The organism is Campylobacter sp. RM12651, from assembly GCF_022369475.1.
In the GTDB taxonomy this organism is placed as follows: domain Bacteria; phylum Campylobacterota; class Campylobacteria; order Campylobacterales; family Campylobacteraceae; genus Campylobacter_E.
On record NZ_CP059600.1, the window covers coordinates 567,358 to 590,119 of the forward strand.

Below are 22,762 nucleotides of genomic sequence, written 5' to 3' on the forward strand. Positions count from 1 at the left end.
TTAAATAAGCAAAATTTGATTAAATCCTAAGAAAAAACCTAATGGAGGCAGTATGATTACAGGTGCAAAGATGATTTGTGAAGCTTTAAAGCTAGAAGGTGTTGAAGTAGTTTTTGGTTATCCTGGTGGAGCAGCTTTAAATATCTATGATGAATTGTATAAGCAAAATGATTTTAAACATGTTTTAGTTCGTCACGAACAAGGTGCAGCTCACGCAGCAGATGGCTATGCAAGGGCTAGTGGTAAAGTTGGAGTTGCTATTGTTACAAGTGGTCCAGGATTTACAAATACTTTAACAGGGATTGCTACAGCTTATGCTGATAGTATTCCTATGGTTTTAATTTCAGCTCAAGTTGCAAATTCACTAATAGGAACTGATGCGTTCCAAGAAATTGATGCAGTTGGAATGAGTAGGCCTTGTGTAAAGCATTCTTATTTAGTAAAAACTATTGAAGAATTACCAAGAGTTTTAAAAGAAGCTTTTTTTATAGCAAGAAGTGGTCGTCCAGGGCCTGTTCATATTGATATTCCAAAGGATATTACAGCTATTAAAGGCGAATTTAAATATCCTAGTGAAGTAAATATGAAAACATATAAGCCAACTTATAAAGGCAATCCAAGACAAATTAAACGCCTAGCAAGTGCTTTAATGGAAGCTAAAAAACCACTTTTATATATAGGTGGTGGTTGTATTAGTTCAAATTCTAGTGAGGCTATCCGTAAATTTGTAGAAAAAACTAAAGTTCCTGCGGTTTGCACTTTAATGGGTTTAGGGGTATTAGAACACGATAATCCGTATAATCTAAGAATGGCAGGAATGCACGGAAGTTATAGAGCTAATATGGCTATGAGTGAATGTGATTTATTAATTTCATTAGGTGCTAGATTTGATGATAGAATTACAGGTAAAACTAGCGAGTTTGCAAAATTAGCAAAAATTGCTCATATTGATATTGACCCAACTTCAATTTCTAAAATCATTAAAGCTGATTTTCCTATCGTTGGAGATGTTGGTAGTGTTATTAGCGATCTTTTAGATGAGGTAAAAGAATTTGAATTTGATTTATCAACTTGGCATAGTGTTTTAGATAGACACGAGAGTTTATATCCATCATTTAGCTATGAAGATAGCGATGAAATCTTAAAACCACAATGGGTAATTAATGAATGTGCGAAAATTACTCCTAATGCAAATATTATTACCGATGTAGGGCAACACCAAATGTGGGTAGCACAATTTTTTAAATTCAATGAGCCAAGAAGACTTAGTACAAGTGGTGGTTTAGGAACTATGGGATATTCAATTCCTGCTGCTTTAGGAGTTGCATTTGCAAAAAATAATGAAGTAGTTCTTAATTTTGCTGGCGATGGTTCGTTTTTGATGAATATTCAAGAATTAATGACGCTAACTGCAGAGCGTAAAAAAGTAATTAATATTATTTTAAATAATGCTTATTTAGGAATGGTTCGCCAATGGCAAACTAGATTTTATAATGAAAGATATTCAGAAACTAATCTTGAAGATGTGCAACCTGATTATGAAATGTTAGCAAGAAGTTTTGGCTGTGATAGTTTTAGAGTAAAGAGCAAAGATGAGTTTATTAAAGCATATCACGAATGTTTAAAAAGCCCTAGAACTTGCGTGATTGATGTTGTTATTTCAAGATTTGAAGATGTTTTACCAATGGTTCCAGCAGGTGCTGCAATTTATAATATGATATTACCACAAAAATTAATCACAAAGGATAGCAAATGAGAAGGGCGTTAAGCGTTATTGTAGAAAACCAACACGGGGTTTTAAGTAGAGTAGTAGGGTTATTTTCTGGTCGTGGTTATAATATAGATAGCTTAACTGTTGCTCCTATTGCAGGGACAGAGTTTTCAAGAATTAATATAATTACAAGTGGAGATGAAGCTGTGTTTGAGCAAATTACTAAACAACTTCACAAATTAATTTCTACTTATAAAGTTTTTGAAGATTGCGAATTTGTTGAGCGTGAATGTGTTTTGGTAAAAATCAATATAGACCAAAATCTAGCTGGTCTTGATAGTTTATTAAAAGGCTATAATGGAACAATAGCTCACTCAAATGATGAATATATGACAATTTGCGTAAATGATACTAGCGATAGAGTGGATAATTTTTTAAAGACAATTAAAAAATACAATCCTAAAGATTGTGCTAGAAGCGGCGTTGTTTTGATGGAAAATTAATATGAAAAGTTTAAAAGAATTATGTGAAAATGTAGGAATTAAAATAGAATTTGAAATGCAAATTTCAAATCTAAATTCCTTAGAAGATGCAAATGAAAATGAGCTTAGTTTTTGTATAAAAGAATGTGATGCTTTAAAAACTACTAAAGCAGGTGCAGTATTAATTAGTGAAAAATTAGCAAATCTTTTACCAACAAATGTAAAAGCAGTTATTTGCGAAGACCCAAAATATATTTTTGCATTGTTTAGTAAGGTATTTTCTAAGGATTTAATTAGAGTTGGTAAAGACGCAATCATAGGCGAAAATACAACAATAATGCCAAATGTTTATATAGGTAAAGATGTTAGCATAGGAAGTAATTGCACTATTTTAGCAGGTGCTTATATTGGCGATGGAGTTTGTATTAAAGATAATGTAATAATATACCCAAATGTTACAATTTACAATGATAGTGTAATAGGAAATCATTGTATAATTCATGCTGGAAGTGTTATTGGAAGCGATGGTTTTGGCTATGCAAGTAATAGCAAAGGACATTTTAAAATCTATCATAATGGTTATGTAGAATTACAAGATTTTGTTGAGATTGGTTCGTGCGTTTGTATTGATAGAGCAGTGTTTTCAAAAACACTTATAAAAACAGGCACTAAAATTGATAATTTAGTTCAAATAGGACATAATTGTGTTTTAGGTCAAGGTTGCTTAGTGGTATCTCAAACAGGACTTGCGGGTTCAAGTGAGCTTGGAAATGCTGTCGTAATGGGCGGTCAGAGTGCAACGAGTGGGCATTTAAAAATTGGCGATGGTGCTATTATTGCTGCTAGGGGCGGAGTTAGTAAAGATTTAGCTGGTGGCAAGGTTTATGGTGGATTTCCTATAATGGAGCAAAGTGAGTGGCTAAAAATGCAAGCAAAATTAAAAAGGATTAATAAATGAAAGCTGAACTAATTAGTTCAATTTTACTCAAAGGCACTCAAAGTGGCAAAATATCATTAGCTAATATTAAAAACCCTTATGGAGATGGTAGCAATGATGTTTTAAGCATAGCTGTGTGTTTAAAAGAAAATATTCCAGAATGGAAAGTTCATATTCCTTATGAAAATTTAGATGAATTAATAATAGCTTTACAATCAATTAGTGGCAAAAGGCAATAAAATTGATTAAAACCCATTTAAGAATTTTTGAAATAGTGCTAATACTTATGATGTTTAGCATAGTTTTTGTTTTTTCTATGGGTTTTTTTAACTATGGGGGACAAAAATCTCCTTATGGTTTTTTATTTTCTCAAACCCTTTTTGCGATTGTTGGAGTGCTTATTATTTTTACCTTTCAATTAATTAGCGAAAAGGCTTGTTATAGAATTTTATATGTTATTTTAGGTTGCAGTGTTTTAGCTTGTTTTGTCTTACCATTTTTACCTGCTTCGTTAGTTGTTGAAACTAAAGGAGCTAGAAGATGGATTAGGCTTTTTGGTTTTTCCATTGCACCATTAGAATTTGTAAAAATTTCTTTTATAGCTTTTTTGGCTTTTACATATTCAAGAAAGATTGATGAAAATAAAAGAAAATTTTTACAAGATTTGCGATTATTAGCTCCAACTATAGCTATATATTGTTTTATTTTTGGCTATGCTTATATTACTCAAAATGACTTAGGACAATGTGTTGTAACTGCTGTTACATTGTTTATTATGGCATTAGCTGCTGGGGTTAGATTTAGAAATATTTTATATTTATTTTTAGCTGCAATTGCTGCTGGAATTTCATTAATAGCTTATAATCCTAGAAGACTTGAAAGAGGGCTTGAGTGGTGGGGTAGTATTCAAGATTTTGTTTTACCAATTTTCCCTGAAAGCATTCAAGAAAGTCTTAAAATAGCCCATTCAAGTGAGCCTTATCAAATATCACATAGTTTAAATGCTATTACAAATGGAGATTTATTAGGGCAAGGATTTGGATTAGGGGTTTTTAAATTAGGATTTTTAAGTGAGGTTCATACTGATTTTATTTTATCAGGCATTGCCGAAGAAATAGGATTTTTAGGATTTTTGTTTGTTTCTTTATTGTTTGGTTTTTTAATAGCTTCGGTATTAAAACTATCAACTTATATGAAAAATAAGCAAAATTATTTGTTTTGTATAGGCTATGGTGTTTGTATTATGGCTACTTTTTTAATGAATATTGGTGGAATTATTTCTTTAATTCCTTTAAAAGGAATTGCAGTGCCATTTTTAAGCTATGGGGGTAGCTCTATGTTGGCTAATTCTATAGCTATTGGAATATTATTAAGTATTTTTAAAAATACAGGAGAAAATATTAATTTGGAAAATAAAGAATGATAGCAATTACTGGTGGTGGAACAGGCGGGCATTTAGCAGTAGCTAAAGCTGTGTCAAAAGAATTAGATGAGTTTGTTTATATAGGTAGCACTAAAGGACAAGATAGTTTATGGTTTGAAGGTAGCAATTGCTATTTTTTAAAAAGTAGTGGTTTTGTAAATCAAGGAATTTTAGGCAAGATTAAAGTTTTATTTTCTTTAATAGCTTTAGTATTTGAATGCCTTAAAATATTTAAAAAGCATAAAATTACTTGTGTTTTAAGCGTTGGTGGATATTCAAGTGTGCCTGCTAGTATAGCTGCAATTATTAGTTTTAAAGCACTAATAATTCACGAACAAAACTCAAAAATGGGTCTTGCAAATCGCCTTACAAAACCATTTGCTAAAAGGTTTTTTTCAGCTTATGAAAAAGAGTTTTGCCCTTACCCTGTGCAAGAAAAATTTGCACTCAATAAAAGAAAAAGAACCGAAATTAAAACGATTTTAATAATAGGTGGCTCTCAAGGAGCTAGATTTTTGAATGATTTTGCATTAGAGCTTTATCCTGAATTATTAAAATTAAATATTAAATTAATTCATCAATGTGGTGCTAAAGAGTATGATAAATACGAAAAAGCGTATGAGAAATACGAAATTAAACCAACACTAATAGGTTTTTCAAAAGAGATTGATAAATATATGCAAGAAGCTGATTTTGCTATTAGTAGAGCAGGTGCTAGTGCTAGTTTTGAGCTAATAAATATAGCTTTGCCAACACTTTTTGTGCCGTATAAATATGCTTATAAAAATCATCAATATTTTAATGCCTTGCATTTAGTAGAAAACAAACTAGCATTTATTTGTGAAGAAAAGAATTTAAATAAAGAATTTGTATTGAATTTGCTTAAAACAAATGCCTTAGAATATGCTAATAATTTATATGAATATGAAAATGTAAATGGTGCTAAATTCTTAGCAAATGTTTTAAAGGAATATTGATTTGAGCTTTTTTTCTGTTGAGTTTTTAATATTAATATTTATATTTTTCATTGTATTTAATTTGCTAGGCAAAAATAAGCAAAATGCTTTATTGTTAGGGTTTAATATACTAATACTATATTTATTTAATCCTTATTGCTTATTAGTAGTGCTTGTTTTTAGCTTTTTTATTCATTTTTTTGCTTTGAGCGTTTATGTTAGGAATTCTAAAAATATCTTTTATACTGCTATATTTTTTATAGTGTTAAATCTATGTATATTCAAATATTATTCAAGTATTAAAGATAGTGTTGATTATGTTCTAAGCTATTTTGATATTATGATTGCTGATATAATTTTTCCTTTAGGGCTTAGTTTTTATACTTTTAATGCAATTACTTATATTGTTTGGGTTTATAAAGAAAAACAAGAGCCAGTTGGTTATTTAACGCTTTTTACTTATCTTAGTTTTTTTGCTACTTTTGTTAGTGGTCCTATATTTAGATATGTTGATTTTATTAAGCAATTTAATACTTTAAAACGCTTTAAACACAAGGATTTAATACTAGCTAATTTATTGTTTGCTTTAGTAAAAGTATTTTTGATTTTACCTATTGTTGATAAGTATTTTTACGCATTTTTAAATGATTTAAATAATTTAAGTTTTTTAGGTTTATTAAATTGTTTTTACTTGTATTCAATCAAATTATATTTAGATTTTAGTGCTTATATTAATTTAGTTTCTGCATTTGCTTTAATGATTGGCTTTAAATTGCCTAAGAATTTTAATAATCCATTTAAAGCTAGAAACATTCAAGATTTTTGGAAAAGATGGCATATTAGTTTATCAAGTTTTATTCGTGATTATATTTATATTCCACTTGGTGGAAATAGGGTAAATAGAACAAGTTTAAATATTATTATTGCCTTTGTTATTTCGGGTATTTGGCACGGAAATTCGTATAATTTTGCTTTATGGGGTTTAGCTCACGCTTTAGGGCTGATTTTTATTTCTTTATTTTCTTATAGGTTTAATAAATTTGTAGCTTCATTTATAACTTTTACTTATATTAGCATTGTTTGGAGCTTTTTTTATTTTGTGAGTTTTGATGAGGTTAGAGAATATTTTTCATTTTTCTTGAAATTTAATTTCATTGATAAAAGAGAAATTTATATATTTTTAGTAGTATTTGTTTTATTTATAATTAATTTTTATTCTAAAAACCACTTAGCATTGGTTGTAAATATTTTAAGACACTTAAATATTTTTATAAAAATTATTGTAATTAATCTAGTTTTATTAATTGTGTTTATTTATATGCCAAGTGGAATTCCTAACTTTATATATGCAGGGTTTTAATGAGAGAATTTATTTTAATAATTATTAGTTCAAGCATTATTTTTATTAGCTTATTTAACGACTCTTTAAAAGAATATTATGAAGTAAATTATCATAAAAATATAGATTTAGATTTTGTATTTTTTAAAAAAAGCAATGAATTTAAAGAATACCTAGAATACAATGTGTTTTTTACAAAGGTAAAAGAAATAAAACCACAAATAAGCAATGAAAACAATAATAAAATAAAGGTATTTCATAAATGCTATCTTGATACTTTATATATGATTAAGCTAATTGCTAAGCAAGAAATTCACAATAATCAAAAATTAGTTTTAAGTAAAAATAATGGAGTAATTTTATTAGGCGATAGTTTAATGCAAGGTGTTGGGCTAAGTATATGCAATTCTTTAAAAAAACAAAATATTAAATGTGAGAATTTAGCAAAGCAAAGCACAGGATTACTTAGGAAAAAATACTATGATTATGCAAAGGTTTTAAAATCTTCTTTACAAGAAAGTGCGATTAAAAATGTAGTAATTTTAGTAGGTGTAAATGATTTATGGAATGCTAATGAAAACAACAAGGTATTAAAATTTGGCGATAGTGAATGGAAGAGTTTTTATACAAAAAGAATTGATGAACTTGTAAAAATTACAAGAGATTATAACGCTAATATTTTTTGGTATGAATTACCTGTAGTTAAAAACGATGAGCAAAATGAAAAAATAAAAATATTAAATGAAGTATTTTATGAATTGGCTAAAAAAAATAATTATCAATTTATAAAATTAGATTCTGTATTAACCGAGCATTTTGATTTTTATATCAAGATAGATGGCAAAAGCAAAAGGATTAGGTCAAATGATGGCATACACTTTACTCCACTTGGGTATGAGTTGATTTCACAAGATTTTTTTAAAACAGTTGAAATACAATGAGAATTATTATTTATCTTAGTATAGTTATATTTTTTTCATCTTGTAGTTATGTGGATAGTTTATTTATAAAAGAGATAAAAACAGATAAGATTTATAAATCCCCTAAAATATCTCAAAAAAGCCAAAATGAAATTCTTGTAAGCAAAGAAGCAAAAGTTAAAACAAATTTAGTTAATTTTCAGCCTGATAAACCAAAAGAAATCCAAGTAAAACCTAAAAGCAATCTTTTAATTCCTTATAAAAAAATAGCATTTATAGGAGATTCTCATTTAGCAAGTGATTATATTCCCGAATATTTTAGAAAGGCTTTAAATATTCACTCTTTAGGATTTGTTCCTGCGATTTTACCTAAATGGCACAATCAGTATTTAGCAGATTATAATAATTTAGGATTTAATGTAGAGTATTTGATAAATACAAAAACTAATTTAAGTTTTGGTGGAATTAATGCAAATTGCAATGCAAAATGTGAAATTAATATAAATCTTAAATTCAAGGCTAATAATGTTGAGTATTTAGAATTTAAATCAGGAATTTGGAATATAAAAAATTATCAAAAAAATACAAATCAGATTAATTTTTCTACAACGGCAAATAAAATCGGTGGTTTTATTACTAATAATTCTAGTTATATTGATAATTTAGGTATTAATGGAGCTAGTATTTTTAATTATTCAAGAATAGATTATAACTTAGCTAAAAGTGTTGCTAAGAAATTAGATTATGATTTAATAATTTTTTCTTTTGGCACAAATGAGAGTGTGTCAAATAAGATTAATCAAGAGAATTTCATTAATAACTATTTAAATATTATAGAACTTTTCAAAACAAAAAAATCAAAAATAATATTATTAATCCCGCCAGAACCAACATTATTTGTGAATAAAAACTATGTTAAAGGAGAGAATAATGCTTTAGTAAAAACTTTAATCAAACAAGTGGCAAAGACAAGTGGTGTTTATATTTTTGATATAGATAATTTAATGCAAAAAGAAGGGGGAAAAATTGCTTGGATAAATGATAAAAAATCATTAAAAAATACACATCTTACTAAGTCGGGCTATGAGTATGTAGCATTTAGGTTATTAGAGTTTTTAAAGATTACAAAGGAATAAAATGAAAGATGAATTAATATATAAATTAGAAGATAGGCCTCCGTTTGTGCGTGCTGTTTTAGCTGCACTTGTTCATTTATTAGCTATGTTTGTAGCAGTAATAACTCCTTCATTATTAATAGGAAAAGAATTAGGACTTAGCCCTGAAAATGCTACTAGGATTATTTCTATGTCATTATTTGCTAGTGGGGTAGCTGGATTTATTCAAATGATGACTTTAAAGGTTGGAAAATTTCAAATTGGTTCAGGTTTATTAAGTGTTCAAGGAACAAGCTTTAATTTCGTTTCAGCAATCATTACAGGTGGTTTGGTGCTAAGAAATCAAAACCTAAGTGATGCAGAGATTTTAGCAGCAATTTTTGGAACTCTTATGTTATGTAGTATCACTGAAATGCTAGTATCAATTAGTTTAAAATATGTGAAAAGAATTATTTCAAATCTAGTTTGTGGAATTGTTGTAATGATAATAGGTCTTACTTTAATTAGTGCAGGACTTATTAGTGCAGGCGGTGGATTTGCTAGTATGAGCAAGGATATTCCTGCGAATTTACAATTTGCAAGTTTAGAAAACTTAGCTTTAAGTGGGGTAGTATTATTATCAATTGTAGTATTTAACTCTTTTAAAAAGCCTATTTTTAGAGTTGGAGCTTTATTTTTCTCAATTATTATTGGTTTAATACTTGCTACATTTTTAGGTAGATTTGATTTAAGTAATGTGCATTCAGCTAATTTATTTATAGTTCCTGAACCATTGTTTTATGGTCTTAGCATAGAAACTAGCCTAATTTTGCCATTTGCGATAATATTTTTAGTTACTTCACTAGAAACCATTGGCGATATTAGTGCTACAAGTGAGCTAAGTCATCAGCCAATGAAAGGCGAAATATATGAAAGAAGATTAAGGGGTGGGGTATTTGCTAATGGGTTTAACTCTTTAGTATCAGCATTTTTTAATACCTTTCCAAATTCTTGTTTTGGTCAAAACAACGCAGTAATTGCACTAAGCGGGGTTGCAAGTCGTTATGTTGGATATATTGTTTGTATTATGCTTATGATTTGCGGGATTTTTCCTATTGTTGCGGAGTTTGCTTTAAGAATACCTGAACCTGTAATTGGTGGTGCTATTTTAGTAATGTTTGGAACAATTGCTGCAACTGGAATTAAAATAATTTCAAGAGAAGAATTAAATAAGCGTTCTGTTATGATACTTTCAATCTCACTTGCTCTAGGTTTAGGAGTAAGCACTCAACCACTTATTTTAGAGCATTTACCTGATGTGTTTAAAAATCTATTTGGCTCAGCAGTTGCGACTGCAGGATTTAGTGCTATATTGCTTGAGATTTTATTACCTAAGGATAATAAATGAGAAAACTACTAATATTATTAATTCCTAGCTTTATTTTTGCTAGGATTTTAATTCAAGGTGCAATGCCTATTGAGATTGATACTTTAGTAAATGCTATGAGTGATAAAAAGGTAGTTAAAATAGGTAGCTATATATTTTATGAAGGCAAAATTAAAGGAAAAGATATTGTAGTATCAAGGACTTTAATAGGTCTTGTAAATGCTTCAGCAGCCACAACTTTAGGCATAACTTATTTTAAGCCTGATATTATTATAAATCAAGGCACAGCAGGTGCTATTGTAGAAGGTCTTAAATTAGGAGATATAGTTGTAGGAGATAGAATTTATAATGCAAATTCTTATAAAACTCCTAAGAGTTTATACACTATCAATCCTTTAGCAAAAGAGCCAATGATAGCTCCACTAACTTTGCTAGATACAAATAATGAAGATTTAAAAAATGAGTATTTTACAAGTGATGAAACTTTAGTAAATAAATTTATAAGCCTAGCTCCTAAAGGAGTTTTAAAGGTAAATATAGCTAGTGCTGATGCTTTTAATAAAGAAATCTTAATGCTTCATCTTTGGAATAAAACCTATAATGCAAGCGTTGAAGAGATGGAAAGTGTAGCTGCTGCTCAAGTTGCTAAAGCTTTTAATGTGCCGTTTTTAGCTGTTAGGATTGTATCTGATAATTTGATTGAAGATATTGATTATACTCCTAGTATTGCTATTAAATTACAAGAATTATTAATAAAGATTATTGATAAGTTTTGATATTTAATTTTTATCCTAGCAAAAACTAGGATAAAAATCTTTTTATATTTTAAAATATTTTATATGTTGTGTTAAGGTATTTGCAATTTCTTTTAAGCTATTTGCTGCGTGTGTGTTTTCTTGCATAGATTTATTGGTATTTTCAGAGCTTTTTGTGATACTTATCATATCGTTATTTAGGCTTTGAAGTTTTTCTACTTGTGCGTTAGCAGCGTTACTTACTTCATTAGCTTTTAATAATGAATCATTTGCTTGATGGCTGATTTGCTCTAAAATCAAATTAGCTTCATTAGCTAGTCTCATTCCGCTTTCTACTTGTGGAACTGCTGTTTGAATAGCATCAACCGTTGCTTGAGTTTCGCTTTGTATTATTGAAATCATATTTGATATTTCATTTGTTGCTGTGTCAGTTTTTTCTGCTAATTTTCTAATCTCATCAGCTACAACTGCAAATCCACGCCCATGCTCTCCTGCACGAGCTGCTTCAATTGCAGCATTTAATGCAAGAAGATTTGTTTGCTCTGTGATTTCTTTAATTAATTCTGCACTATTGCTAATTTCGGTTGAGTGTTTATCTAGCATTTTGATTTGCTCTGAAGAATAATGCACGGTTTCTGTGATTTTTTCTATTTCTTTAATTGTAGTTCTCATAGAATTAATTCCATTATTTGATAATTCAACCGTTTTTTGAGAATTTTCTTTCGTTTGATTTGCTATATTTAATACATCTTGCATAGCTATTCTAGCATTGTTTATATTTTCTAAAGATTCTCTTGATTTGTTTTGTTGTTCGTTTGATAATTTACTAGCATTATTTGAAGCATTTGTTACTTCTTTTGCACTATTTTCTAATTCTTTTGAAGAATGAATTACTTCTCCTACAATATCTTTTAATTTATTTTCCATTTCTTTTAAAGCATATAGCATACTATCTTTATACTTAGTATCAATTTTAGTATCTAAATTCCCATGTGATATGCTAATTACTGCTTTAACTGCGTCTTTTACTTCACCACCAAGTGAGCTAATAATCAATCTTGTTATATAAAGTGCTAAGAAAATCGCTACTAAAAATGCAACTATGCTAATTGCTATACTACTACTTAAAAAGCTGCTAATTGTCCCTCTTGCTTGTTTTGTTAATGCTTGATTTTTTGCTTCTTGATAGTCAATAAATTCATTAATAACATTTAGCCAAGTAACAAAACTATCTCTTGCTTGAGATAATAATATTTCGTGAGCTTTGTTTGTATCATTATTGTTTTTATATTGAATTATTTCTTTTATTAAAGGAAGAGTTTTTGCTTCTACGCCTTTAATTTTTTCTAAAATCAATCTATCTTTATCATCTACCAAATTAGCATTTGCAAATATTTTTGCCATATTATTAGCTGCTACATTGTAATTGTTTTCTAATTTATCAATTAAAGATATAGCATTATTTATCTCGTTTTTATCACTTAATAAAACAACATCTCTAATAGCTATTGCTCTATCATGCACACTACCTCTAAAATCAACTGCATACCTTTGTTTGACAGCATTTACATCGCTAATTTCGTTTAAATCATTATTTACGCTATTAATTTTAATATATCCGCTAAAAAATATGATTAAAATAAATGCAAGAATACTAGCAAAACCAATAAATAATTGTGCTTTTAAAGAAAGATTTTTCCCTAACATTTTATTTCCTTTTAAATTAAATTTATTTTATTATAATAAAAATTATTAATTAGCAAAATAAAAATTAGAAAAATTATAATGATAATTTAATATATGAATTAATTAAGTTTAATTTAAGCATATAAGCTAGGAATTTTAGTTGAAATTCATATATTTAATAGCGTTAAAATCAATATCTTATGATGATTTTTATATTTTAAAATTAAAAGAATTTAAATTAGGAATTAATTGCATAATCCTTTTAATTAATAGCTTTTGTGTTTTAAGGTGCTTAAATTTATTTTTTTAAAGGTTTTTTGATAATTTCAATTTTAGTTTAATAATTTTCATTAATTTAGCAAGATAGCTTATGGATTAGGTTTTTGTTTTATACCAAAATTGACCTAATCCCATTATAAGTCCTTTTTAATCTTTAATAATCTTACGAAGGTGTCTAAGACAGAGCTTCGTATTTTTCTAAACTTAAAGTGATTTCAAACGCTAATGTGTTGTAAGTCTATGATTAGTTTTTCCACTAAAGTGCTAAAATTTGAAAGAATTTTAAAAGTGGAAAAATCACTACTTTTTAAAAACTCTCAAATACTTAACATATAAGCAAGTTTTCCTTGCAATTGCAAACCTAATTCTACCACAACATGGTTTGAAACATTTGAATACTTAAAGTTTTTAGCTGATTTGTAATTGCAAACCTAATTCTACCACAACATGGTTTGAAACGCCAAGTACTCTACTGCTGAGCTACAATGACATAAAAATATATGTTAAGACACTGTTTTTTACAACATCTTAACATTTGAAACTTATTATAAGTTATAGAAGTCTTCAATTTTATCAGTACAATTTGTATCCTCTAAACCGTAATTTTCATACTTTGTATAATTATAGAGTATTCCTTGTTCGTTTGTTCCATTACGTTTTTGTGCTTCTTTTACTAAAGTTAAAACCTGAGGTTTAATGTTTATATATAGTTCAAGTAATTCTTGGTAAGCTTCTTTAGCCTGTTCTTTTGCTTTATCTAATTCCTCTTGTTGTTCTTTAGTGGTTGGCTTACGATCATATACAGGACCATTTTCTTCATTATGTCGTGCTTTTATACCATAAATTTTTGAAATACTTTCATGCATCTTTATTTTAGCATCTCTATATTGTGAAGTTATAATAAATATGTGATGATGAAGTCTTGCATTATCATAATTTTTAAAATTTGCAGTAGAAGCTTTTACATCATGTAATATATCTGCTTTTCGTATAACACATTCTGACATGCGTTTATTATCCTCATTATCATCACTAAAAGAATCGCTATTTATTCCTTTAAATGCTCCAAAAGAACCTACAATAGCTATTATAACTAATAGCATTGCTATACTTTTAATATTAAATAATTTTTTCATTGTTTTTTCCTTTCAAAATAGTTTTTTAATTTTTAGATTTTTTATATTTTTTAGTTTTAAAATAAATTAGTTAGATAGCATCGTAATTTTTATCCATATTAACTCCTTTAATGAAATAAAATTTATTGTAATACCCCCCCCCATTAATAAAAGTTAATAAGATTAATTAGATAGTTTAAAAATAAGTTTTTTTATGTGAATTAAATATTAAATGTCGTTATAAGGCAAAATATTATATTTTGTGCTTAATCAAAATAATTACTAGCTTAGAATTTAAATTAAAAAAATTATTTAATAGAGTATGTATTTTCCTAATTTATAGCTAAATTAGGAAAATTTATTAATTAGATAGTATCTCCGTTAAAGATTGAGTTTTTAACCACTACATAATCAACTTTTCTAATATCACGAAGTTCTTTTCCACCTGCATAAGAAATTGAGCTTTGCAAATCTTCTCTCATTTCATTTAAGGTATCAAAAATATTTCCCCTAAATGGAACATACATTTTTTTACCTTCTACATTTTTACGCTCACCTTTTTGAAATTCACTTGCTGAGCCATAATATTCTTTCATTTTTTTGCCATCAATTTCTATGGTTTTTCCAGGACTTTGCTCGTGTCCGCTAAATAATGAGCCTATCATTACAAAAGTAGCTCCAAAACGAATTGATTTTGCTATATCTCCGTGATTTCTAATACCACCATCTGCAATTATTGGCTTTTTAGCACTTTTAGCACACCAGCGAAGCGCTGCAAGCTGCCAACCACCAGTTCCAAAACCGGTTTTAAGCTTAGTAATACATACCTTACCAGGTCCAATACCAACCTTAGTTGCATCAGCTCCAGCATTTTCTAAATCCCGAACAGCTTCAGGAGTTCCGACATTTCCTGCTATTACAAAGCTAGTTTTTAATGTGCTTTTAATGTATTTAATCATCTTAATTACATTGTCACTATGTCCGTGAGCAATATCAATTGTAATATATTCAGGATATAGCTCATTTGCTTTTAATTCATCAATAAATTCGTATTCTTTTTGAGTAATGCCAACAGAAATTGACGCAAAAAGCCCTAATTCTTGCATTTTTTTTACAAAGTCTAATCTTTTTTCAGGCTCAAATCTATGCATAATGTAAAAATAATCACTTCTAGCAAATGAAATCGCTAATTCTTCATCAATGATTGTTTGCATATTTGCAGGAACTACAGGTAGTTTAAAAGTTCTATTACCAAGCCTTACGCTAGTATCGCATTCGCTTCTTGAATTGATTATACATTTTGCAGGGATTAATTGCACGTCTTCATAATCAAATACTAATAAATTATTTAACATCTCATCTCCTTAAATTAAAGAACTGATTTTATCTTATAAACAATTAATAAAAACTTGATTTTAAAAGTAAAAATACTTTACGGAATTTAAATCCGGATTTTCACCGGAATTATTTTTTAGCTATCGCTTCTATTTCTATTCTTGATGCTTTTGGTAATGCTGCTACTGCAAATGCACTTCTAGCAGGGAAAGGCTCTTTAAAAAACTCAGCATAAGCTTCATTAACTGCTGCAAAATCATTTATATCAGCTAATAAAACCATTGTTTTTATAACATTATTCATATCTAAACCTTGCTCGTTTAAGATAGCTTTTATATTTCTTAAACTTTGTCTTGTAAGCTCTTTAATATCGCCTTTTACAAACTCGCCTGTACTAGGGTCAATTGGTAGCTGACCACTAACAAATACTAAATCATCTGATTTACCACACACACTATAAGGTCCAATAGCCTTTGGATAATTCATTTTTTCTCCTTTTTTGAAAAATTTTGCAAAAATATTAGCAAAAAAATATTAATTGATAAAAAATAATAAAAAATATTACTTTTTTACTAAAATTTTCTTAAATTTATCTAATTTTAAGAAAATTTTATTAAATTTACTTCAAAATAATAATTTTATTTTTAAAGGAGAGTTGAGATGTTTAGCATTTTGTTTTCACTAGTAGCAATTGCCATATTAGTTTTTATGCTTGCAAAAAAGATAAATGCTCATATGGCGTTGTTGCTTAGTGGTTTGTTTTTATTATTAGTTGCGACTATGCACGATAGTAATGCTATTTTTACTAGCAAAGTCTTAGACGCTAAAGGGGATTTAAATTTTTGGTTTTTTAATCTTTTTGAAGTTTTTAATAAAAACCTTTCTTCTACACTTAGTGGTCTTGGGCTTACTCTTATGTGTATAGCAGGTTTTAGTGCGTATATGGAGCATGTTGGGGCTAGTTATGCTTTATTTAAGGTTTTTGAAAAGCCACTTAGTATGGTAAAATCTCCTTATATGCTTTTAATAGTTTCTTATTTTGTTACACAATTTTTGGTAATTTTTATACCATCTCACGCTGGACTTGGACTTTTACTTATGGTTACTATGTATCCTATTTTGGTTAGGACTGGTGTTTCAAAATTATCAGCATTAACAGTTATTGGGACTTGTCAATATATTGACCATGGTCCTGGAAGTGGTAATGTTATATTAGCTGCTAAAACAGCAGGAGTTGATCCAGCTACTTATTTTGTTCAGTATCAATTACCAACTACTATACCTATCATATTAGCTGTTGCGATTGCTATTTATTTTACATCTAAATATTTTGATAAAAAAGATAATTTTGTGTTTAATAAAGATGAAATTGAAAAAGAACTTAGTGAAAATGGCGAAAATAAAACAAAATATCCGCCAAAAATTTATGCGATATTGCCAATAATTCCACTAATTTTAATATTAGGATTTTCAAAAGTTGTTGGAAGTAGCATAAAAATGAATGTTCCTGTAGCTATGATGATTTCTACATTTGCAGCAATTATTTTTGAAATGATTAGATATAAAAGCGTAATTGAAACTTTAAATTCTATTATGGTATTTTTTAAAGGTATGGGACATTTATTTGTAATAACCGTAAGCCTTATTGTATGCGGTCAAGTATTTGCTGCTGGGCTTTTATCAATAGGTTTTGTGGATACTTTAATTAATTTTGCAAAAGACGCTGGATTTGGTGTATTAGCAATAATTATATTTGTATCAATTTTACTTTCTTTATCAGCATTTTTGATGGGTTCAGGAAATGCAGCATTTTTTAGTTTTGCACCATTAATTCCAAATATTGCAAAATCTTTTAATGTTGAAACAATTATGATGATAGCACCTATTCAAATAATGACAGGATTTGGAAGATGCGTAAGTCCAATTGCACCTGCTATTTTAGCAGTAGCAGGAATTGCTAAAGTTAGCCCATTTGCGGTTGTAAAAAGAACAGCAATACCTATGATAGTAGCTGTTATTGTAAATATTATTTGCACTTGTATTTATATTTAAAAAAAGGAGAGAATATGAAAACTAAAACAAAATTAATTCATTTAGGTCGTGGTCAGGATTTACCTGTAAAAGCAGTAAATCCTAGTGTTATGAGAGCTTCAACTATATTATTTAAAGACCATAAAACTTGGCAAGAATATCGTGAGCTTAGAAAAACGCAAAGAGTTTTAAGTTATGGTGCAAGGGGAACTGAAACTACTTTTGAACTTGAAAAATTATTATGTGAGCTAGAAGGTGGATTTAGAGCTTCGCTTTATCCAACAGGACTTGCAGCACTTGCTATGGTTTTATTAAATTATGCAAGTAAGGACGCACATTTTTTAATAACTGATGGAATTTATGGACCTGTTAGAACTATATGTGATTTGTTTTTAAATAAAGTTGGAGTAGAAGTTGAGTTTTTTAAAAGCAGATGCTAGTGATGTTGAAAGTAAAATAAAGCCAAATACAAAACTTATTTTATGTGAAAGCCCTGGTTCTATTATGTATGAAATAATTGATGTTCCTAAATTATGCGAAATAGCACATAAACACAATATACCTGTAGCAATTGATAGCACATATTCAAGTGCATATTTATCAAATCCTATAAAACTTGGGGTTGATATTTGCGTAATTGCAGCTACAAAATACCTTAGCGGACATTCTGATGTTGTTATGGGTTGTGTGATTGTTAATGAAAAAGAATACAAAAATTTTAATGAATTACCAGAAGCTTTAGGTTTAACTACAAGTCCTGATGATTGTTATTTAGTTCTTAGGGGTATGAGAACTCTTGGAATTAGACTTAAAAATCACGAAGAAAATGCAGATAAGGTTGTTGAGTTTTTACAAACAAGAAAAGAAATTAAAAATATTTTTTATCCAAAATTACCAACCCATCCAAACAATGAAATATTTAAAAGAGATTTCATAGGAACTAATGGTATGGTAACTATAGAATTTAATTCAGGAATTAGCAAAGAACAAGCTATTAAATTCGTAGATGATTTGGAATATTTTTCAATAGGTGCTAGTTGGGGTGGATATGAAAGTCTTGCAACGGTTACTATGCCACCAAGAACTGCTACTAAAGTTGATAGTAATAGGGTTTTTGTGAGATTTCATATAGGTTTAGAAGACGCTAGTGATTTAATAGCTGATTTAGAACAAGCATTTAACAAAATTAAATAAAAGGAGAAATTATGACAGGTATTAGTGTATTTGATATGAGATTATTAGGTGATTCTTGGAGCACAAAAGCTATGCGTGATATTTTTTGTGAAGAAAATAGAATTCAAAAATGGCTTGATGTTGAAGCTGCACTTGCAAAAGCTCAAGCAAAGCTTGGCATTATCCCAGAAGCTGCAGCTACAGAAATAGCTAAAAAATCATTTTATAAATATATGGATATGGATTTTATATTTAATGAATATAAAAAGACAAAACATCCATTAGTTCCAACCGTTAGGGGCTTAGAAAAAGCTTGCGAGAATGGATATGGAGAATTTGTTCATTTTGGGGTAACTACTCAAGATATTATGGATACTGGGTTTGTTTTACAATTTAAAGAAGCTTTAAAGCTTATAAAAGATGATTTAAAAATCATAGCAAAATCTTTAAAAAGACTAGCAGTAGAGCATAAAAATACAGCTATGATGGGAAGAACTTTAGCGCTTCAAGCTCTTCCTATTACTTTTGGACATAAAGTTGCTATTTGGCTTGATGAGCTTAATAGACATTATGAAAGAATACTTGAATGCGAAGAAAGACTTTATGTAGGTCTTATAGTTGGTGCGGTTGGCACTAAAGCTAGTTTAAGTGATAAACATAATGAAGTTGAAAAACTAACAATAAAGAGTTTAGGATTAAAAGTTCCTTATATTTCTTGGCAACCAGCAAGAGATAGATTTATTGAGCTTGGATATGTATTAGCTAATATAAATGCTACATTTAATAAAATAGCTCATCAGATTTTGATTTTATCTCATAATGAAGTAAATGAAGTGGCTGAACCATTTGGCAAAGGTCAAGTAGGAAGCTCTACAATGCCACATAAAAGAAATCCAGCAATAAGCGAAAATGCTGTAACGGTTAGCAATACTTTAAAAGCAAATATTGCAATTTTAAGCGATATTGAAAGACACGAGCATGAAAGAGATGGTCAGGTTTGGAAAATGGAATGGAAATTACTTCCTGAAATCTTTTTAATGCTTTCTTGTGTTCTTGATAATATGAAAACAGCTTTAGGCGGATTAGAAGTTAAAAAAGATTCAATGTTAAACAACCTTAATACTTTAAAAGGTTTTGTTTTAGCCGAAAGGGTTATGTTTGCATTAAGTGAGCATTTTGGAAAACAACACGCTCATGAGATTGTATATGAAAATGCTATGATTGGAATTGAAAATAATAAAACATTCAAAGAAGTTTTATTAGCAGATAGTAGAGTAAGAGAAGTTTTAGATGAAAAATCAATAGATGCTTTACTTGATGCTACTACTTATGTTGGATATGCACCAAAATTAGTTGATGAGTTTTTAGAAAAAATTAAAAACGCAGAGATTTTAAAGGATTAATTATGCTTTATAGTGAAAAATTAGCTGAATTTGTAGTAAATAAAAGTTATGAAGATATACCAGCTGATGTAAAAACTAGAGCAAAAGAATTGATGTTAGATACCATTGGAGTTGCTCTTGCGGGTAGCAAAAATGATGCTATTTTAAAAACCATTAAGGCATTTAAAGAAGAGAATGCTAATACAAGCATTTGGGGTAGTGAATTTAAGGCTACCCCACTTAATGCTGCTATGATAAATGCTATGAGTTCTCATATACTTGATTTTGATGATACTCTAACAGAAGCTATACTTCACGCAAGTGCTATTTTAACCCCGCTTTGTCTTAGTTATGGATTTTCTAAAACAAACGATGGTAAAAAAATATTAAAAGCTTTTATTATGGGTTGGGAAGTTGCAGGAAGAATTGGGGTTGCTAGTAATGGGACATTTCATAAAAATGGTTTTCATACAAGTGCTATAGCTGGAGTTTTTGGAGCAAGTGCTGCAGCTTGCGTTATAAATGATTTAAATGTTTCGCAAACAATCAATGCTTTAGGTTTTGCTGCTAGTTTTGCAGGTGGGATAAATGAGTTTTTAAGTAATGGAAGCAATTCTAAAATACTTCATATAGCAAGTGCGGTTTTAAATGGAATTAGAGCTTGTGAATATGCAAAAGCTGGTCTTTTTGCTCCTGTTAGTATTTTTGAAGGTCGTGATAATATCTTTAGAGCATTTGGTATAGAAGATGAATGCGATAAGACAAGGCTTGATAAAAATTTAGGAAAAGATTATATGGTAAAAGAAGTATCAATTAAGCCATATCCAAGTTGTCATTTCGCACACGGGCTTGTTGATTGTGCTAAAGAACTTAGAAATGATGGTTTAAAGCCTGATGATATAAAGGAGATTTTATGCTATGTAGATAGCGTTCCTATTTCTTTTATATGCGACCCTATAGATAAAAAACACAATCCAAAAACAGATTATGAAGCAAAATTTTCATTTGCGTATTTAATAAGTTATATGTTTATAGATGGCAAAGTGAATTTAAATTCTTATAATGAATTAAATCGTGAAGAGATTGTTAATTTTGCTAAAAAAATTAAATATGAAAAATATATTTCAGGTGGATTTCCAAAGTATTTTTGTGGCAAATTTAAAGCAACGCTTAATAATGGAAGCACTATTATTAAAGAAGTGAAAATTAATAAAGGTAATCCAGATAATGCTTTAAGTTTAGATGAATTACTTGAGAAATTTAATGCAAATGTAAATGACAAAAATCTTTCAGAAAAAATTAAAAAACAAGTCTTAGATTTAGAAAACATAAAAAGTTTTGAATAAATTAAAATTTATCGTTTTTAGATTATAATAATTTAAAAACGATAAAGGTTAAATATGTTTGTTAATAGAGAAAAACATTTAAAAACTTTAAACGATGAATTTAATAAAATCGGTTTTACTTTCACTATTCTTTATGGTAGGCGTAGGGTTGGAAAAACTAGACTTATTAAAGAATATATAAAAGATAAAAAAGCTTTTTATTTTTTATCAAGCCTTGAAAATATTAACATTACAATTAATAGAATGAAAGATGAATTAGCTAATTTTTATAATGATGATTTATTAAAACAAATTCAAATAAATGATATTAAAACTTTATTTTTATATGTAGCAAATAAAATAGATGAAAAAATAGTAATAGTAATTGATGAGTTTCAATATCTTGCAAAGCTTGATAATTCTATTCCATCGCAATTTCAGTATATTTGTGATGAGATATTTAAGAATAAAAATATTCATTTGATTTTATGTGGCTCAATTATTTCTATGATGTATGAATATACATTATCATACAATTCTCCTTTATATGGTAGAAGAACTAGTGCTATTAAGCTTGAAGCACTTGAGTTTAAGTATTTAAAAGATTTTTTTCCTAATAAAACTAAAAATGAGCTTATAGAAATATATAGTGTGTTTTATAGTATCCCAAAATATCTTGAGCTTATAAATGATAAAGGGGATATTTATGAAAATATTAAAGCAAATATTTTAAATCCAAATTCATATTTATATAATGAAGCTAGTTTCGTATTGCAAAATGAAATCAATGAACCTATAACTTATTTTTCAATTTTAAAAATTATTGCTAGTGGAGAACATAAGATTGGAAATATTGCTAGTAAATTAGGTAAAAGTCCAAATAATATAACATCTTTTATAGATAAATTAATTGAGCTTGATATTATTTATAAAATTATTCCTATAACCGAACAAAATCCAGAAAAATCAAAAAAAAGTTTATATTTTATAAAAGATAATTTTTTAAGATTTTATTTTGCATATATATTTCCTTATAAATCTCAACTTGAACTTGATAATACAGATTATGTAATTAATATAATTAAGACAAGTTTTATGGAATTTATAAGTAGGGTGTATGAAGATTTAGCGATTAATTATCTTTTAAACGCACATAAAGACCTTTTAAAATGTGGTAGATGGTGGGATAAAAATACAGAAATTGATGCGGTTGGGGTCGCTAAAGATTATTTAATAGTTGCTGAATGTAAATATAAAAATAAAGCAGTAGGAACTAATGTTTTAGAAGATTTAAAAGCAAAAGCTACTAAAATAGATAGTAATTTACCTATTAAAAAATATATTTTATTTAGCAAAAGCGGTTTTACAAATGATTTAAAAGCACTTGCTAGTGATGAAATACAATTAATTGAATTATTATAAATTTCGTATG

General features: G+C 28.3%; 19 protein-coding genes and 1 pseudogene. 16 read left to right on the top strand and 4 right to left on the bottom strand.

The features are described 5' to 3' along the window. The first annotated feature begins 52 nt into the window (after positions 1 to 52). The 11 genes from AVBRAN_RS02880 to AVBRAN_RS02930 are packed head-to-tail and all read left to right on the top strand — an operon-like array spanning position 53 to position 11,025. Entirely contained in the window at positions 53 to 1,756 is a 1,704-nt protein-coding gene (locus AVBRAN_RS02880) for an acetolactate synthase large subunit (protein ID WP_239803509.1), read from the top strand. After that, positions 1,753 to 2,214, top strand: a complete 462-nt coding sequence (gene ilvN / locus AVBRAN_RS02885) for an acetolactate synthase small subunit (protein ID WP_214117892.1) — start codon at positions 1,753 to 1,755, stop codon at positions 2,212 to 2,214. Before AVBRAN_RS02880 ends, ilvN begins: the two co-directional genes overlap by 4 nt. Position 2,215: 1 nt before the next feature. After that, the gene (gene lpxD / locus AVBRAN_RS02890; RefSeq protein ID WP_214117891.1) at positions 2,216 to 3,151 is read left to right on the top strand and encodes a UDP-3-O-(3-hydroxymyristoyl)glucosamine N-acyltransferase; all 936 of its coding nucleotides are present in this window, start codon (positions 2,216 to 2,218) and stop codon (positions 3,149 to 3,151) included. Then, positions 3,148 to 3,369, top strand: coding sequence for a hypothetical protein (locus tag AVBRAN_RS02895; protein WP_214117890.1), 222 nt, complete (start codon positions 3,148 to 3,150; stop codon positions 3,367 to 3,369). The genes lpxD and AVBRAN_RS02895 overlap by 4 nt, the downstream gene beginning before the upstream one ends. Positions 3,370 to 3,371: 2 nt before the next feature. Then, positions 3,372 to 4,553 carry an FtsW/RodA/SpoVE family cell cycle protein gene (locus AVBRAN_RS02900; RefSeq protein WP_214117889.1) on the top strand — a complete coding sequence of 394 codons (1,182 nt, stop codon included), beginning with the start codon at positions 3,372 to 3,374 and terminating at the stop codon, positions 4,551 to 4,553. Beyond that, positions 4,550 to 5,530, top strand: coding sequence for a UDP-N-acetylglucosamine--N-acetylmuramyl-(pentapeptide) pyrophosphoryl-undecaprenol N-acetylglucosamine transferase (locus AVBRAN_RS02905; protein ID WP_214149782.1), 981 nt, complete (start codon positions 4,550 to 4,552; stop codon positions 5,528 to 5,530). The genes AVBRAN_RS02900 and AVBRAN_RS02905 overlap by 4 nt, the downstream gene beginning before the upstream one ends. A 1-nt stretch (position 5,531) precedes the next feature. Further along, a complete protein-coding gene (locus AVBRAN_RS02910) occupies positions 5,532 to 6,869 on the top strand; it encodes an MBOAT family O-acyltransferase (RefSeq protein ID WP_214149781.1) in 1,338 nt (445 codons plus the stop codon). Further along, positions 6,869 to 7,789: a DUF459 domain-containing protein gene (locus AVBRAN_RS02915; protein ID WP_239803510.1), complete on the top strand. Its 921-nt coding sequence runs from the start codon at positions 6,869 to 6,871 to the stop codon at positions 7,787 to 7,789. Before AVBRAN_RS02910 ends, AVBRAN_RS02915 begins: the two co-directional genes overlap by 1 nt. Beyond that, on the top strand, positions 7,786 to 8,904 hold the full coding sequence (locus AVBRAN_RS02920) for a GDSL-type esterase/lipase family protein (protein ID WP_214149779.1): 1,119 nt from the start codon (positions 7,786 to 7,788) through the stop codon (positions 8,902 to 8,904). The genes AVBRAN_RS02915 and AVBRAN_RS02920 overlap by 4 nt, the downstream gene beginning before the upstream one ends. A 1-nt stretch (position 8,905) precedes the next feature. Beyond that, complete coding sequence (locus tag AVBRAN_RS02925) at positions 8,906 to 10,270, top strand: solute carrier family 23 protein (protein ID WP_214117884.1); 1,365 nt, start codon at positions 8,906 to 8,908, stop codon at positions 10,268 to 10,270. After that, positions 10,267 to 11,025: a 5'-methylthioadenosine/S-adenosylhomocysteine nucleosidase gene (locus AVBRAN_RS02930; protein ID WP_239803511.1), complete on the top strand. Its 759-nt coding sequence runs from the start codon at positions 10,267 to 10,269 to the stop codon at positions 11,023 to 11,025. The genes AVBRAN_RS02925 and AVBRAN_RS02930 overlap by 4 nt, the downstream gene beginning before the upstream one ends. Positions 11,026 to 11,067: 42 nt before the next feature. Here the strand turns inward: AVBRAN_RS02930 and AVBRAN_RS02935 are convergent, their stop codons facing one another. The 4 genes from AVBRAN_RS02935 to AVBRAN_RS02950 form a co-directional block, all read right to left on the bottom strand. Next, on the bottom strand, positions 11,068 to 12,711 hold the full coding sequence (locus AVBRAN_RS02935; protein ID WP_214117882.1) for a methyl-accepting chemotaxis protein: 1,644 nt from the start codon (positions 12,709 to 12,711) through the stop codon (positions 11,068 to 11,070). A gap of 803 nt (positions 12,712 to 13,514) precedes the next feature. After that, positions 13,515 to 14,105, bottom strand: coding sequence for a hypothetical protein (locus AVBRAN_RS02940; RefSeq protein WP_239803512.1), 591 nt, complete (start codon positions 14,103 to 14,105; stop codon positions 13,515 to 13,517). A 344-nt stretch (positions 14,106 to 14,449) separates the two neighbouring features. Beyond that, a complete protein-coding gene (locus tag AVBRAN_RS02945) occupies positions 14,450 to 15,439 on the bottom strand; it encodes a GMP reductase (protein ID WP_214117880.1) in 990 nt (329 codons plus the stop codon). Between the two features lie 109 nt (positions 15,440 to 15,548). Then, positions 15,549 to 15,905, bottom strand: a complete 357-nt coding sequence (locus AVBRAN_RS02950) for a RidA family protein (protein WP_214117879.1) — start codon at positions 15,903 to 15,905, stop codon at positions 15,549 to 15,551. Positions 15,906 to 16,079: 174 nt separating this feature from the next. Between AVBRAN_RS02950 and dcuC the strand changes: the two genes are divergently transcribed. The 5 genes and pseudogenes from dcuC to AVBRAN_RS02975 all read left to right on the top strand — a co-directional run bounded on the left by dcuC (position 16,080) and on the right by AVBRAN_RS02975 (position 22,752). Then, positions 16,080 to 17,471 (top strand): C4-dicarboxylate transporter DcuC, encoded by a 1,392-nt coding sequence (dcuC, locus tag AVBRAN_RS02955; protein WP_239803513.1) that lies wholly within the window; start codon positions 16,080 to 16,082, stop codon positions 17,469 to 17,471. Positions 17,472 to 17,485: 14 nt separating this feature from the next. Continuing rightward, positions 17,486 to 18,644 (top strand): annotated as a pseudogene (locus tag AVBRAN_RS02960) (PLP-dependent aspartate aminotransferase family protein). 11 nt (positions 18,645 to 18,655) lie between these two features. Next, positions 18,656 to 20,026: an adenylosuccinate lyase gene (gene purB, locus AVBRAN_RS02965; RefSeq protein WP_239803514.1), complete on the top strand. Its 1,371-nt coding sequence runs from the start codon at positions 18,656 to 18,658 to the stop codon at positions 20,024 to 20,026. A gap of 2 nt (positions 20,027 to 20,028) precedes the next feature. Then, positions 20,029 to 21,351, top strand: coding sequence for an MmgE/PrpD family protein (locus AVBRAN_RS02970; protein ID WP_239803515.1), 1,323 nt, complete (start codon positions 20,029 to 20,031; stop codon positions 21,349 to 21,351). A gap of 54 nt (positions 21,352 to 21,405) precedes the next feature. Next, a complete protein-coding gene (locus tag AVBRAN_RS02975; RefSeq protein ID WP_239803516.1) occupies positions 21,406 to 22,752 on the top strand; it encodes an ATP-binding protein in 1,347 nt (448 codons plus the stop codon). Positions 22,753 to 22,762: the final 10 nt, after the last annotated feature.

Excerpts from the sequence above, each read along its gene's own strand:
- AVBRAN_RS02880 (WP_239803509.1), top strand. The coding sequence starts at position 53 with ATGATTACAGGTGCAAAGATGATTTGTGAAGCTTTAAAGCTAGAAGGT.
- ilvN (WP_214117892.1), top strand. The coding sequence starts at position 1,753 with ATGAGAAGGGCGTTAAGCGTTATTGTAGAAAACCAACACGGGGTTTTA.
- lpxD (WP_214117891.1), top strand. The coding sequence starts at position 2,216 with ATGAAAAGTTTAAAAGAATTATGTGAAAATGTAGGAATTAAAATAGAA.
- AVBRAN_RS02895 (WP_214117890.1), top strand. The coding sequence starts at position 3,148 with ATGAAAGCTGAACTAATTAGTTCAATTTTACTCAAAGGCACTCAAAGT.
- AVBRAN_RS02905 (WP_214149782.1), top strand. The coding sequence starts at position 4,550 with ATGATAGCAATTACTGGTGGTGGAACAGGCGGGCATTTAGCAGTAGCT.
- AVBRAN_RS02915 (WP_239803510.1), top strand. The coding sequence starts at position 6,869 with ATGAGAGAATTTATTTTAATAATTATTAGTTCAAGCATTATTTTTATT.
- AVBRAN_RS02920 (WP_214149779.1), top strand. The coding sequence starts at position 7,786 with ATGAGAATTATTATTTATCTTAGTATAGTTATATTTTTTTCATCTTGT.
- AVBRAN_RS02925 (WP_214117884.1), top strand. The coding sequence starts at position 8,906 with ATGAAAGATGAATTAATATATAAATTAGAAGATAGGCCTCCGTTTGTG.
- AVBRAN_RS02930 (WP_239803511.1), top strand. The coding sequence starts at position 10,267 with ATGAGAAAACTACTAATATTATTAATTCCTAGCTTTATTTTTGCTAGG.
- AVBRAN_RS02935 (WP_214117882.1), bottom strand. The coding sequence starts at position 12,711 with ATGTTAGGGAAAAATCTTTCTTTAAAAGCACAATTATTTATTGGTTTT.
- AVBRAN_RS02940 (WP_239803512.1), bottom strand. The coding sequence starts at position 14,105 with ATGAAAAAATTATTTAATATTAAAAGTATAGCAATGCTATTAGTTATA.
- AVBRAN_RS02945 (WP_214117880.1), bottom strand. The coding sequence starts at position 15,439 with ATGTTAAATAATTTATTAGTATTTGATTATGAAGACGTGCAATTAATC.
- AVBRAN_RS02950 (WP_214117879.1), bottom strand. The coding sequence starts at position 15,905 with ATGAATTATCCAAAGGCTATTGGACCTTATAGTGTGTGTGGTAAATCA.
- dcuC (WP_239803513.1), top strand. The coding sequence starts at position 16,080 with ATGTTTAGCATTTTGTTTTCACTAGTAGCAATTGCCATATTAGTTTTT.
- purB (WP_239803514.1), top strand. The coding sequence starts at position 18,656 with ATGACAGGTATTAGTGTATTTGATATGAGATTATTAGGTGATTCTTGG.
- AVBRAN_RS02970 (WP_239803515.1), top strand. The coding sequence starts at position 20,029 with ATGCTTTATAGTGAAAAATTAGCTGAATTTGTAGTAAATAAAAGTTAT.
- AVBRAN_RS02975 (WP_239803516.1), top strand. The coding sequence starts at position 21,406 with ATGTTTGTTAATAGAGAAAAACATTTAAAAACTTTAAACGATGAATTT.